Here is a 13,943-nt window from a genome sequence, read left to right on the forward strand (position 1 = left end):
GCGGTCAGTCCTCGTGAGGCCCGTCCCCGCACGAAGTCTTCCACGGCCGCTGCCCCCAACCGGGGTTATCCACAAGAGCGGCCAACTGCGGCACGCCGGGGCAGTTATCCACAAGGGACGTCCGAAGGGGATGCGCGGCGGATGCCCGACCGGGTACGGTTCGGTGCCGGAACGCAATCACGGCGGTACGCCCGGTAAGGAGCCGACGATGCCCCGCGAGATCGACGAGGCGTGGATCGATGAGGCGATCAAGCGCTACCGCCGCCTCGACGTCCTGCGGGCCGAGTTCGACAGGGCGGTCGCGGCCCATGTCGTCTCGGTCCACTCCCCGGACGACACGGTTGAAGTATTGGTCACCGCGGCGGGCGACATCACGGACGTCCGCATCCGCGGCAACCTGCAGAACCGGAACGCGACAGACCTGGCGCGAGAGGTGCAAGCAGTGGTCACGAACGCTACCGAAGCGGCCCGATGGGCCAGGGAAAAACTCCACGACGAGATCTTCGGCGCCTTCCGCTCCCTGGGAGAACACTGATGGTCCCGCGGCGAGCATCGACGCCTCCGGGGAGTGCGATGAGGGCTTCGCGGCGAGCGTCGACGGCTCCGGGGAGTGCGATGAGGGTCTCGCGGCGAGCGTCGACGGCTCCGGGGAGTGCGATGAGGGCTTCGCGGAGAGCATCTCTGGCTCCGCAGCAAACATCGATGGCCTCGCGGGGAGCACAGGTGAACTCACAGAGGGCCAGCTGATGGGCAGCCCGACAACACTGGTGCACTCGCTGACAGAACTCTGCGCACCCCGCCGGGAGGAGCGGTGATGGAACACCTCGCCGAGCGCCTCGAATCCGCGGCCGACGCACTGACCACAGTGGACCGCTCGCTGCCCGTGCATGTCGCCTCCCTGGGCGCCTTCGCGGCGGACGACGCGGGCGTGCCGGGTCGCGTGGGCAAGCAGTTGCACGATCGCTGGGCCGCCGTGATCGCCGCGCGTGCCCGCGAGGCCGCCGATACGGCGAAAGGCCTGACGGACCTCGCTGCCGACGTACGCCTGACAGCCAAGACCTACGCGGAGACCGACGACGAAGCGGCTCGTCGCGTACGCCGGGGGATTTGATGACCTTGTCTGTGTCCATCAGAGGGATGCTCCGGCCGTTCACGACGATGCGGGCGAGCGCGGCCGGGAAACGAGTGCCGTGATGGATCGGCTGAACGAACTGCTCGAGACGGCCGGGCCGCTCCTGCGCCGGGTCGACGCGACGATCGCCGGCGCCGGTGCCTCGCCCAGCGATGAGGTCTGGACGCAGCTGCGCCGCGTACGATTGCTTCCCGGGGACGCGGTGCGGGCGGTCGTGGCACTGCGTCCGGCCGACCTCGCGGACGCGGCCCCTGAGCTGCGTGCGGACGCGCGCGCCTATGCGGTGCTGGCCGGGTCGCTGCCGGCGCCGGGGGAGTGGTCGGGCATAGCTGCCGATGCGTACGACCGGGTGCGCGTGCGTACGGCCACCCATCTGAGCGGCGGCCACGACAGCCTCGATGAGCGTCTCCAAGCATCCGCTGATCTTGCGGACGACCTGGTCACGTGGATGCGTCAGACCCGTGAGGCGGTGGCCGCGGTCCTCGCCGACGCGCTCGGGTCACTCGAGGCAGTGGTCCTCGCGGGCAACAAAGTGGACATCACCGAACCGAGGGAGATGGCAGCCGCGGCGACAATGGCGGAGAAGGTGCTGCGCACTGTGGCGGATGCATACGACCGAGCGGCTGGCCTGCTGCACACGACGGCAGCCCTCGCCGAGCCGACGACCAGGGTCCAGTAAGGCCGGGCGGTCCCGGTGAGGTCAGGCGGTCCCGGTAGGCCCCGCGATCCGGGTCGCCGTGAGACCAGGCGGTCGCGGCAGAACTCCGCCGTCGGGGTCGCCGTGAGGCTGGGCGGTCGCGGATGCGGGGAGGCCGGGCGGCGGTCGCGGTCCGATGGCGCGCATCAAACCCCGGACATGGCAACGGCGCCGCACTCGGTTACCGGTTCCGAGAGCGACGCCGTGGCCTTTCCTGCACCCCCCGCAGGCTCAGTTCCACTCAACGCCTCCCGGGCCGCTTTGTCGCCTCCCCGGGCGAGGAATGGGCCGCTCGGTCGATTCAGGACGGCACGAGCGGCGTACCCGGGCTTGGCCGTCGGTCGCCCCCGGTCGGCTCGACGGCCCATATCGAAGATCATCCAAGCAAGGCGCCTGCCGAGCGCCCAGGACCGTCCCCGCCGCGTCCAGGGCTGTCCCCGCCGCGTCCAGGGCCGTCCCCGCCGCGGCCGACGGCGCCCCCGCATCCCGAAGGTCATGCAAGCAACCCGCCTGCCGAGCGCCCAGGACCATCCCCCGTCACGGCCGAGGACGTCCCCGCATCCCGAAGATCAGCGCCGCCGTACCCGCGATCAGCAAAGCCACCCCACTCAATGCCATCACGTCGACCCGCGGCCCCGTGATGGGCAGGCCGCCGCCGGATCCCGCCGCTTCCGCGCCAGACACCGCGCCCGGCGTTTCGGGTGCCACGGCCGCGGCTTCGAGGACGCCCATGTCGAAGTCGAGCACGCCCTCGCCGTACGCGGGCTTGGTGCGGTGGTCCGACGCTGCCTGGGTGATCGTCACGGACAGTGCGGCCGCGCGGGCCGCGATGGCGCGGCCGCGGGCGGCCTGGCGTACGTCGCCGAGCGAGATCCGGACCTTGGTGCCGGGTTCGGTGACCGGCGCGGTCTCGGTCCTGGGCTCGGCGATCTCGGGCAATTCGGGTACGCCGGGGAGCGAAGCCCCGTCCCCATCCCCCAGCAGCCGCGTCTTGCCGAGAGCCCCGAGCAACCCCGGCGCGGCGTTCCCGGCCTCCTCGGCACCCGTACCCTTCTTCGGGTCATGCAGGGTGATCTCGATTTCGTCGCCCGCCGTGTCGAGCCGTTCGGTCTTGAACCCGGCGCCCGACACCTCCACGGTGGCCGGAATGTAGCGAACCTCGCCACCGTCCTTGATGGACATGCTGGCGCGCAGCGACGGCGCCTTCCGTACGGCCACCTTCACCGCACCGTCGAGCAGCTCGAACGTTCCCACGTCGAGGCCGGCCGAGGCCACGGTCGCCGCAGCGTCGCCGTGCCGCTCCAGTTCGGTCGTGCTCTCGCTCTGCACCTTGCCGGGTACGCGCACCAGCGCCGCATCACCGTCGGCACCGATCCCAGCATCACGAAGCCGAGCCGTCGCCCGTGTCACCTCACCGTACGTAACACCGCAGGCCATGCCGGCCTCCCACTGGGCGTGAGTGCTCAACGTGCCGGCGCCCAGGCTGATCGGGCCGACGTCGGCAGCGCCGGTGGTGCGGCGGTTCGGCCTCTTGTTGGTGGGCGGTGCCTGCTGCTGGAGCGCACCGGAAAGCTCCTGGGACCCCTCGTCCTCCACGGCGTCGATCACCCGAGCCACCGCCGCGGAGCTGATGGGAGCCTGCGCGACCATGGCTGACTTCGCGTCGCCGACATGGACCTCGGACCTGGCCTGGCCGCCGGTGGACCCCAGCGCGTTCAGCCGCAGAATCTGGCTCCCGGACTGCGCCGAGTAACGCTCGGCCTGCTCACAGGGTGCAGGTGCGGCACCGGCGGGGAGTGGAACCGCCAACATCCCCACGGCCCCGACAGCCCCAGCCGCAAGGAGAAACCGCCGCTGCCGCGAACCCGCCCCGCCGCGGCCGACGCCCACCGCAGTCCCCGCACCGCCCGCACATGCCGTGCCACTTACGGAGGCCGCGCCACTCACTGAACCCCCGGTTGCGGAACCCGCGCTGCTCACTGAGCCCGCGGTTGCGGAGCCCGCGCCGCTCACTGAGCCCACGCGGCTTGCGGAAGCGACGCCACCCGCGCACCCAGCGCCGTCCACCGCCCGATCCGCCAGCTCTTCGCTGCTCAACGTCGCTTTCGCCGCGACCGGCCGCTTCCGCACGGCCGCCGCGGCGGCGAGCTGGCCGAGCCGGCGTCCGCGGTCGAATCGCACGATTGCCGGCGCCTCGGCCATCCACGTCCGGGAATGCCCGGCGAGCGGTGCGGGCTGTGCAAGATCATCGCGTACGGGCACGGCGGATGTCATGAAGAAGTCCTCCCCCAAGGATGCCGCAGTGAGCGGCGTCTACGGGACTGCCCAACGAGGCTCAATGCGCGGGGTTGCGCGGATCTATGTCGTTCTGTGGCATTTCGCACGTCCGGTCCGTCGCCGTAGGCTGGGCCCATGGGCATGCTGTGCGCGGTCAGCTTCAACCGGTACGGCCGTCTCTACTACCTCGACCCGGGCGAGTTCTCCCCGCAGGTCGGTGACCGGGTCCTGGTCCCGACCGACGACGGGCCAGAGGTGGCGGAGTGCGTCTGGGCGGCGCAATGGGTCAGCGAGGACACCGACGGTTTCCCCAAGGTCGCCGGGCTCGCCGACGAACGCGACCTGCGCCGGGACGAACTGTTGAGAAAACGAAAGGCCGAGGCGAAGGTCGCGGCCAAGAAGCTGATCAAGGAGCACGACCTGCCGATGAAGGTGGTCGCGGTCGACCACGTCCTCGACCAGGCGGGTACGGGTGCCGCCCGCACCACCGTCTACTTCACCGCCCCGCACCGCGTCGATTTCCGGTCGCTGGTCCGCGACCTCGGGGCGACCCTGCATTGCCGCGTGGAGCTGCGGCAGCTCTCCGCCCGCGACTCGGCCCGCGTCCAGGGCGGCATCGGCTCCTGCGGCCGCGACCTGTGCTGCGCCACGTTCCTGACCGACTTCGAGCCGGTCACGATCCGCATGGCCAAGGACCAGGATCTGCCGCTCAACCCCCTGCGCATCTCGGGCGCGTGCGGCCGGCTGATGTGCTGCCTGAAGTACGAGCACCCGCTGTACCAGAAGTTCCAGGCCTCGGCGCCGGCCGTCGGAAGCCGCGTCAGCACCCAGGAGGGCGACGGGCGCGTGGTGGCGCACAGCGTGCCGAAGGACGCCGTGGTGGTGCGCATGGACGCGGACGGCTCCCGCTGCTCGTGCAGCAGGGCCTCGGTCTGCGGCCCCCGCCAGGCCCACGACGAGCACTACGCCTGACCCGACCCGCGCTACCCGACCCGACCCGCGCCCACGCACCTCGGGGAGCCGCAGCCGGCGACGTCCCCGAGCCGGCACCGGCTACGGCAAGGCCCTCGTTTCACCTGCCGGAACCTGAGGTGCGTCCGCGACAGGGCCGTCCACCAGCACCGGCGGCTCGATCAGCTTCACCGCGAGTGGGTCCGCGGGCTGCAACCAGGGGCTGTCCGGCGCGCCGCCGGGGTCGGCCGTCCAGTGATGGCAGACGCGGTCCACGCCGATCGGGTACACCGTGAGCGAGCCGTCCGCCGCGATGTGCATGCGGAGGAAGCTCTTCGAATCCTCGATGCCCTGACCCGCGAACAGCTCGTTGACGTTGACGTCGAAGAAGCCCGCGATCACCAGGTACAGCGCGAGGAGCTGGGTGGCGACGAACGCGATCACCGGCCCGTAGAGCACCGCGGCGACGACGAGCGGCCCCGGCCAGGCCCAGTCGTGGAACGGCAGCCGCAGCCACGCCCACGTGCCCCCGGCGGTGAGGGCGATGTGGGCGAAGCCGTGCAGCAGACCGAAGATCCAGTGCCGGACGTGGTCCGGCTGTCCCGCACCGGGCGGCTGGGCGAAGAGGACCGCGCCGACCAGGATCAGCACCAGCATGAACACCAGCGGGATGCTGAACAGGCGCTGGAAGATGCCGCCCTGGCTGGCCGCGCCGGCCATCGCGAGCATCGTCAGCGTGTGGATCAGGCCGAGCATCGTGGCGAAGCCGGGGTTGCGCGCGGGGATCCGGCGGAACGCTCCCCAGCTCATGCGGCGCGACTCCGCCGCGCCGGGGAAACGGGACACCAGGTCGTAGGTTCGGCTGCGGCTCGCGCTTCGGGTCAGGGTCTCTTTCGGCGGTACGGTCAGAGCACCCGGCAACTGGTGCGTGGCCAGTAGGTACGCGCCGCCGCCACCGCACGTGATCAGTTCGCGGTCGGCGCCGGTGTAACGGGCATAGTGGTGCAGGTCGCCGGAGACGAGAAGGCGCACCTGGGCGCCGCTGGGCGCGAGGATGGTCCGGATGAAGTAGTCGACCGCGTCGTACGCCTCGGGCCTCTTGGCGGCCTTGACCCAGGTCGGTGACGGCGTCATGAGGATGATGCGGTCGTCGGGCCCGAGCGCCCGCGCGGCCTTCTCGAAGTAGACGAGCTGCGGGTCGTCGATGTACGCCCCGAACTGCTCGTCGATGGCGAACAACCACCAGTTCGAGGGCAGCCGTACCGCGAAATACGACCGGCGCTGCTGCGTACGCCATCCGCCGATGTGACCGTCCTGCCGGCGGGCGAACAGCCGCAGGAAAGCGGTGAGCCCGTCGTACCAGTCGTGGTTGCCGGGCAGCGCGAACAGCGTCGGCCGCGGACCGTCGACCGGCGGCTCCGGCAGCGCGGCCCGGTACGGCCCCTTCATGCGGTTTTCGTACTCGTCGCCGCTCGCGACCGGATAGACCTGATCGCCACCCATCAGCAGCAGTTGCCCGCGCGGCAGCTGCCGCCCCTCGACCTCCAGCTCGGGCTGGGCGAGCAGGTAGGCCACCGAATACGTCGCGTCGAACCCGTCGCCGAGGTCGGCCACATAGTCGAGCCAGAGCTCCCCGTCGGTGCCCGGCGCCTCGAAGGAGTCGCCGGGCATGGCGTTCTGCAGCTCGCGCTTGTCGAGATAGGCGCCGAAGAGCACCGCGAGCAGCGTCCGCAGGCCGGTGTTGAGCAGCAACAACGGCGCGAGCCAGCCGACCGGGCGGCGGGGCTTGAAGCCCAGCTCGGACGGATCCATGCTCACCGGCCGCCGGGCGACGGAGGGCTCGGCCTCGGCAGCGCGCGGCCGTGGGTGCCGGGGAGGCTCTTGATCGGTCACGCATGGCAGAGTAGTCCGGCGGTATGACATCGCCTGTCCGGTTCGGCGCGCCCGGGCGCACCCATCGCGGACGATCGCGGGGCATGCCGTACACTTCTGTACCGTTGCCGCCTTAGCTCAGTCGGCTAGAGCGACGCACTCGTAATGCGTAGGTCGACGGTTCGATTCCGTCAGGCGGCTCAGAACGAAAGCCCAGGTCATCGACCTGGGCTTTCGACGTTGTTGCGGCTGGACGGGCCGTTGTTGCGGCTGGACGGGCGCTGCGGGCGGCTCGGCGGAGCCGGATCATGCCGGCCCCGGTGCGGTGAACGGTGCGCCGGCGATCGGGAATGGCGAGTCGTCGGATTTCAGTCGTTGTACATCGGGTTCCGTTCCAGACGAGCCCGTCACGGACTCTTGGTCGTACGGTATTCCGGCCAGGTCCATTCTATGGCGTACGTACGCCCGGGCTTCGGCTTCTCCACGTGCAGCTTCGCCTGATGTTCACTCGAGTCGTACTGGATCTCCAGCAGGCGCGCCGAGCTCGAATCGGTCATGGCGTTCGGGCGTTCCACGGCCCAGATGTTCTTCTGGCTGGGGCCGGCGGCCGGGAAATTGACGATCAACGTCAACTCCTTCATCGGACGGCGGACGGTCTTCGTCACCTGGAAATCCATCCGGCGGTGGGGGTCCTCCACCTCCTGGCGCACCGTGATGCGGGCGGTCTCGCCCGGCTGCAGCGGCCTGATCAGTTTGACGTAGTAGTACGTCCAGCCCTCGTACGTCATGTCGGGGTGGGTCAGCAGGATCTGGGTGGGCTCGACCAGGGACAGCCGGACCTCTCCGTCGCCGCTGTAGCGGTACTTGGCCTCGAACAGGCCGACGTTCCCGCGGACCGCCTCGATCGTCGTTTCGATGTCCTGCCGCTGGCGGCCGGCGTCGGCGGCATCGAACGTGTAGGTGTACGTCGTGGCGCGGATCCGGTATCCCAGGGGTGGCACGGACGAGACGACGTGCCGCCGATGGATGATCATGGTCGCGGGGACGGCCAGCACCGCCGTCAGCATCACGGCTGCGGCGTACCCGGCATGGGGGACGGCGGCGGCGAGATAAATGGCCGTCGCGCCGACGACCGCCAGAATTCCGGCCACCCAAATGGCATTCCGTATTGCGGACACGTAACCCGATGCCTCGAGAACCTTCTTCGGTATCAGGGCTGTCACTCGTGCCTCGCAATCCGGACGACCGGCGCTGTTCATGATTGATCTCGAGCGGGCTCGGGCGGCTCGGTGTGATCCGGGCGTCGAGAATACGACCAGAACCAATCGATACTGCGGCATCGCACGAGCGGGGGTCAACCAGGTCGTCTTCAACACGACCGCGTACTTGCGCTCCGGCTCATTTCCTCCTCGGGGGAGGTTCGGATCTCGCGCCCCGCCCGGCGATCACCGGCGGTCTATGGCTGGTCGTGCTGACCGCCCGACGCTGGGCGCCCGGAGGGCCGATCTGCCCATCCGCAGCTGAATGTCAGTCAGCAACCGGACAACTCGCGAGAACGACGGTTGATTCGCAACGCTCGTCTCATTTGGCGATAAGGTGCGGATGCAAGGACGTACGCACGTTCGCGTGCACGTGCTTGGTAACGTTCAGATAACTATCTCGTGAGGGGGGTCTAGTCACCCGTACCCCGTGCGTGATCAACTCTTCCGTTCTCGATACGGTTGCCGGGTTCGTGCACCAGAATCGGGTGGCGAATGCGAAAGAGGTTCCATCGCCTCGCTGACTGCTGCAACAGTCAGTGTGCCAAGGCAACAGAACCTCTTCCGGTTACTGCCTCGCCTGGCCGATCATGCGACCGGTTGGGCGGGGCACCATCCGTGCGAAGCGCTCAGGATCGAACAGTCCGGCGTCAATGCATCAACGATCGGACACCCTGCGAGAACCGGATCGGCGAACTTCCCCTGCCGGCCCTCACGCGGCTCTTCCTGCATATCGTTTTCCACGGATTTCTCTCCCTTCCATGCGCCATCGCCACGTCGGTGATGGCGATGTCTCTGCGATGCCGTGCCTTGAGCGCGGCTGCGGAAGAGGAGAGGGGTCGTGCTTATCCCAGTCGGATCACCCTTCTGCGTTCGTGTTCGGAGAACACGCCGGGCGGTGCCGGATGTGACCGACGGAGCTTGTTCCCGGGCGCGATCGGTCCCGGGCGGAACTGCTTCCGCGGATGGCGATGGGCCGGAGCCCCGCCTCTGGCGGAGCCTAGAGTGTGCCGTGCGCGTCCTGGTACGACACGCCCGACTCGGTGCTCCCGGCTCGATTCACGCTCAGGGGTTACCCGGCCGTGATCGTGGGACGCGGAGCTCACAGGGTATTCGATGAAGCCGGGCTTGCAGGGCGCACCGAGGCGCACGCGGTCGCGTGTGGCGGTCGGCGGACTACCTCGAGCCATGCATCCTTCATCGTTGAAGTGATGTGTGGGCATTCAGCGTGCGACCTCGCTGACTGCCAGTACGCACCCAGCGAGGTCGCGCGCCACTCTACTCATCGTCATATCAGAACGAGCGGCCGCCTGCGCAACGTTCATCGAAAAGAGATATGTCGCGTCCCCGGAACTATCGGTGACGGTTCGTGGCTCCCGTGCGACCGCGGCGGCCGTCCACTCCGGTCGTTCGCGACCGCCCGCCGCAGAGCCCGTGTCACCTGATTGAAGACGCGCGCGGTAACGCCGTCCACAGTGGGCGGTGAACCGCTGCGGGGACGGCAGCGTTCGATGTGAACCCGCCGGCAAGCCCGGCGGCCGCTCGACAAGCCAGTGGCGGGGGGGCCGGGGGGGGGGGGGGGGGGGGGGGGTGGGTGGGGGGGGGGGGGGGGGGGGGGGGGGGGGTCGCCCCCCCGCGGGGGGTTCGGGTTTCACCCGGGGGGGGCCCCCCCCCCCCCCCCGAAGCCGTTGTGGGCGCTCGACCGAGACCGCGCGGGCCCGGCTACAGGTGTCTAGCCCAGCGGATTTGTGTTGGACCAGGTGGCGTCGGCGGTGTAGCTGGATGGGTTGTCCCAGGGGTTGCCGCCGGGGGTGGTGGCGATGTAGACGGCTTCTGCGTAGTGGCGCCAGTAGTAGCCCGGATAGTTGAAGGACTCCAGGGACACGTTGGCTGTGCCGCCGTTCAGGGGTGGTTGGGCGCAGAAGGTGGCGTCTTGTTGGAAGGTGGTGGTGTTGTCGTTCGAGGACTTTTGGAGGCGGTAACCGGCGTGGCGGAGGTATTGGCCTGGGAAGTTGACCGATTCGAAGGAGTAGCAGCTGGTGTCGGCGAAGCCTGCGCGGACTGTGAAGGTGGCGTCGGCGCGGTCGGTGGCTGGGCTGGTCGTGGTGATGACGTCGGTGCGGGCGAGGTTGTCGCGGTGGCGCAGGTAGCGGGTGTCGAAGCCCGGGGTGGTGACCTTGAAGGAGCGGTTCTGGCCTGTGGGGAGGTCGGCGCCGCTGCGCCAGAGGGGGGTGGAGATTGCCCAGGTGGCGTCGTCGTTGAAGGTGCCGCCCGTGTTCTGATCCATCCAGACTTCTTCGTTGCGGTGGCGCATGAAGTAGCCGGGCAGGTTGGAGGCTTCCAGGGAGGTGCCGCCGCCGGAGAGGCCGGGGCGGGCGCAGAAGGTGGCGTCCGCGTTGAAGGTGCCGCCGGTGTTGGCTTCGGTGTAGACGCGGTACGCGCGGTGGCGCAGGTAGCGGCCGGGGAAGTTGCGCGACTCGAAGGAGTAGCAGGCGGTGTTGGAGAGGCCGGGGCGTACGGAGAACGTGGCGTCCTGGCGGTCCGTGGTGGCGCTGGAGGTGGAGATGACGTCGGTACGGGCAGCGCCGTCACGGTGGCGCAGGTAGCGGTTCGTGTAGCCGGGTGTGGTGACGCGCAGTGAGGCGAGCTTGTTCGTGGAGAGCGTGGTGCCGTTGGCCGCCCCGAGGACCCGCAGGTTCACGTCGCGTACCCGGGCGAAGTCCATCTTGCGGATCTGCCGGTCGTACGTGAAGAAGCCGTTGAGCTCCTCCTCCACGTCCGTCGGTTCGGTGTAGACGGAACCGGAGAGGCCGTTGCCGTTAATCAGGTCGACGAGCTTGCTGGTGATCTGGAGGTAGCGGTTCGTCAACGCGGTCGAGTCGGGGAGCCACTCGTACGCGAACTTGCCGCTGGTCGGCCACTCGTGACCGGAGACGCGCAGGCCGAGGCCGCCGTACTCGCCGTTGACCGCGATGCGGGTGGCGCTCGGGGCGCGGGTGATGCCGGGGCCGACGTACATGTGGTCGTCGATCACGTCGCCGTTGCCCGGGTCCGGGTCGGAGTCGCAGCAGTTCGAGCCGGAGTTGTGGTTCACCAGGCGGGTGGGGTCCCAGCCCTTGACCAGGTCGGCGATGCGGCCGGCGTCGTACTCGCCCCAGCCCTCGTTGAACGGCACCCACTGCACGATCGACGTGATGCCCTTGTGCTCGTCGATCATCTCCTTGAGTTCCTTCTCGAACCGCTGCCGCCCGACGGTCGACGGCTCCCGGCCGCTGGCCAGCGCGGGCATGTCCTGCCAGACCATCAGCCCGAGGCGGTCGGCGTGGTAGAACCAGCGGTCGCTCTCGACCTTGATGTGCTTGCGGACCATGGTGAAGCCGAGCGCCTTCTGCTGTTCCAGGTCGAACGCCAGCGCCGCATCCGTGGGCGCGGTGGAGATGCCGTCCGGCCAGTAGCCCTGGTCGAGCGTGCCGAGCTGGAAGACGAACTTGCCGTTGAGCGTCGGGCGCAGCACGCCGCCGAGCATCGCCTTGCCGAGCGAGCGCATGCCGAAGTAGCCGCCGACGGCGTCACCGCCGGCCATGGTCACCCTGAGCGTGTAGAGGAACGGGTCGTCGGGCGACCAGAGCCGGGCGTTGGGTACGGGGATCCGGAAGCTGCTGCCCACGGTGCCGCTCGCCGTGCCCACCACGGTGCTGCCGTTGAGCACCTGCGCGGTCACGCTCGCGCCGGCCTGGGTGCCCTGCACGACGAGGTCCAGCGCGCCGGCCGCGACGTTGGGCGTCGTGTCCAGCCGGGTGATCCGCTGCGCCGTGGTCGGCTCGAGCCAGACGGTCTGCCAGATGCCGGACGACGGGGTGTACCAGATGCCGCCGCGGTTGGTGCGCTGCTTGCCGACCGGGATGTCCTGGTTGTTGGTGGGATCCCAGACGCCGACGATGATCTCGTTGGCGCCGGCGCGCAGCGCGCTCGTGACGTCGTACGAGAACTTGTCGTAGCCGCCCTCGTGGGCGCCGAGCAGCGTGCCGTTCACCCAGACCTTGGACTGCCAGTCGACCGCGCCGAAGTTGAGCTGCACGTTGCGGCCGGCCCACGCGGCGGGGACGGTGAACGTCCGCCGGTAGTACATGTAGTCCTCGTGCCGCATGATCCCGGAGAGAGCGCTCTCGATCGGGTACGGGACGAGCACCTCCTCGCCGAGGTTGGTGCCGACCGGCGGCGTGTTGATGTTCGCGGCGCCGGCGAACTGCCAGGTGCCGTTGAGGCTCTGCCAGTCGGGGCGGGTCAGCTGCGGCCGCGGGTACTCCGGGAGCGGGTTCGTCGTGGACACCTGGCCGGTCCACGGCGTGCTCAGCGGCGGGGGCTTCGGGGCGGCCGACGCGGGGGACTGAGTGGCGAGGGCCGTGCCGGACGAGGCGGTCAGCGCGGCGGTGGTCAGGGCGAGGAGGCGTCGCCACGATCCGGGTCGATGTTCGGTCACGTTCGTTCTCCTTCGGGGGCAGGAGCGTGGGGGGAAACGACGCACGGCGGCGTCGGAGGGGGATCCGACGCCGCCGTGGCTGTGCTCGTCCGCGTCAGTACGCGCTGTTCAAGTCGCTCTTGGCGTTGCTCTGGTCGTACTCGCGGTCGCTGATGATGATGTCCTCGGGGATCGGCTCACCGTTGAAGAACTTGGTGGCCGTCTCGAAGGCGAGCGGGCCGAACCGCGGGTTCGACTCGATGACCGAGTAGATCCAGCCGTCCACGATGCCCTGGACCGCGCCCTTGGTGCCGTCGATCGTGACGATCTTGACGTCGCCCTTGTTCTTGCCGGCGCTCTTGAGGGCCACCTCGGCGCCCAGCGCCATCTCGTCGTTCTCGGCGTAGATGCCGTTGATGTCCGAGTTGGACTGCAGCAGCTGCTCGGAGACCTTCTGGCCCTCCTCGCGGGAGAACTGCCCGGTCTGCTCGAAGACGATCTTGATCTCCGGGGCCACCTTGGCGATCTGGTCCTTGAAGCCCTTGGTCCGCAGCGTGGTGACGTTGTTGCCCGGTGCGCCCAGCAGGATCGCCACCGAGCCCTTGTTGCCCAGGGCGGCGGCCATCTTGTCGGCCGCGCGCTTGCCCTGCTCCTCGAAGTCCGACCCGATGAACGTCAGGTAGTCCTTGCAGGAGGTGGCGTTGATCTTGCGGTCGATCGTGATGATCGGGACCTTCTTGGCCGACGCCTTCGCGAAGACCGAGTCCCAGCCGTCGGAGTTCAGCGGCGCGATGATCAGCAGCTGGACGCCCGAGTCGATCATCTGCTCGACGTCGCTGATCTGCTTGTTGAACTGCGAGTTCGCGTTCGTGGCCTGCAGGTTGCCGCTCGGGATGCCCAGCTTCGCGGCCTCGTCCTTGATGGACTTGGTCTCCGCGATGCGGAACGGGTTGGCCTCCTTCTCCGACTGGGAGAAGCCGATCTTCGCGGTCTTCAGGTCGATCTTCTTGCCGCCGAACTGGTCGAGCGTGCAGGTCTTGGCGGCGGGGTCGGCCGACTGGACGACCTGGGCACCGGCCGAGGCGTTGGACCCGCCGGCCGCGGGGGTGTCGCTGTCCTCCGACTTGGCGCAGGCGCTGACGAGCAGCAGCGCTGCCCCCAGGGTTATGACTGCCGGCCTCCAGCGGCCGGGCATGGCGCTCATGGCATGTGCTCCTTAGTGGTGACTGCGAAACCGGCGGAGGGAGACATCGACGGGGGTGGCATCGACCGTTTACCATCCGGAAACACATTCAC

At 69.1% G+C, this 13,943-nt stretch carries 9 protein-coding genes and 1 tRNA gene; 5 read left to right on the forward strand and 5 right to left on the reverse strand.

Annotated elements, in window-relative coordinates; genetic code table 11:
• The first annotated feature begins 208 nt into the window (after positions 1–208).
• The 3 genes from IT780_RS28805 to IT780_RS28815 all read left to right on the forward strand — a co-directional run bounded on the left by IT780_RS28805 (position 209) and on the right by IT780_RS28815 (position 1,811).
• The gene (locus IT780_RS28805) at positions 209–535 is read left to right on the forward strand and encodes a YbaB/EbfC family nucleoid-associated protein (protein ID WP_199514937.1); all 327 of its coding nucleotides are present in this window, start codon (positions 209–211) and stop codon (positions 533–535) included.
• Between the two features lie 279 nt (positions 536–814).
• The gene (locus IT780_RS28810) at positions 815–1,111 is read left to right on the forward strand and encodes a type VII secretion target (RefSeq protein WP_199514938.1); all 297 of its coding nucleotides are present in this window, start codon (positions 815–817) and stop codon (positions 1,109–1,111) included.
• A gap of 82 nt (positions 1,112–1,193) precedes the next feature.
• The gene (locus IT780_RS28815; RefSeq protein WP_199514939.1) at positions 1,194–1,811 is read left to right on the forward strand and encodes a hypothetical protein; all 618 of its coding nucleotides are present in this window, start codon (positions 1,194–1,196) and stop codon (positions 1,809–1,811) included.
• A gap of 555 nt (positions 1,812–2,366) precedes the next feature.
• Here IT780_RS28815 and IT780_RS28820 read toward each other — a convergent pair.
• Positions 2,367–3,719, reverse strand: coding sequence for a hypothetical protein (locus IT780_RS28820; protein WP_199514940.1), 1,353 nt, complete (start codon positions 3,717–3,719; stop codon positions 2,367–2,369).
• A 522-nt stretch (positions 3,720–4,241) separates the two neighbouring features.
• Between IT780_RS28820 and IT780_RS28825 the strand changes: the two genes are divergently transcribed.
• Positions 4,242–5,078: a PSP1 domain-containing protein gene (locus tag IT780_RS28825; protein ID WP_199514941.1), complete on the forward strand. Its 837-nt coding sequence runs from the start codon at positions 4,242–4,244 to the stop codon at positions 5,076–5,078.
• An 81-nt stretch (positions 5,079–5,159) separates the two neighbouring features.
• Here IT780_RS28825 and IT780_RS28830 read toward each other — a convergent pair whose 3' ends face one another.
• Complete coding sequence (locus IT780_RS28830) at positions 5,160–6,869, reverse strand: metallophosphoesterase family protein (RefSeq protein ID WP_233413693.1); 1,710 nt, start codon at positions 6,867–6,869, stop codon at positions 5,160–5,162.
• Between the two features lie 187 nt (positions 6,870–7,056).
• On the opposite strand from IT780_RS28830, the gene IT780_RS28835 reads away from it, so the two are divergent.
• Positions 7,057–7,130, forward strand: a tRNA-Thr gene (locus tag IT780_RS28835).
• 206 nt (positions 7,131–7,336) lie between these two features.
• Here the strand turns inward: IT780_RS28835 and IT780_RS28840 are convergent.
• The 3 genes from IT780_RS28840 to IT780_RS28850 form a co-directional block, all read right to left on the reverse strand.
• Complete coding sequence (locus IT780_RS28840) at positions 7,337–8,080, reverse strand: hypothetical protein (RefSeq protein ID WP_199514943.1); 744 nt, start codon at positions 8,078–8,080, stop codon at positions 7,337–7,339.
• A gap of 1,840 nt (positions 8,081–9,920) precedes the next feature.
• Entirely contained in the window at positions 9,921–12,668 is a 2,748-nt protein-coding gene (locus tag IT780_RS28845) for an AbfB domain-containing protein (RefSeq protein WP_199514944.1), read from the reverse strand.
• Positions 12,669–12,762: 94 nt separating this feature from the next.
• A complete protein-coding gene (locus tag IT780_RS28850) occupies positions 12,763–13,851 on the reverse strand; it encodes an ABC transporter substrate-binding protein (RefSeq protein ID WP_199514945.1) in 1,089 nt (362 codons plus the stop codon).
• Positions 13,852–13,943 lie beyond the last annotated feature (92 nt).

The sequence above is a fragment of the Nucisporomicrobium flavum genome, assembly GCF_016464385.1.
Classification (GTDB): Bacteria; Actinomycetota; Actinomycetes; order Mycobacteriales; family Micromonosporaceae; genus Actinoplanes; species Actinoplanes flavus_A.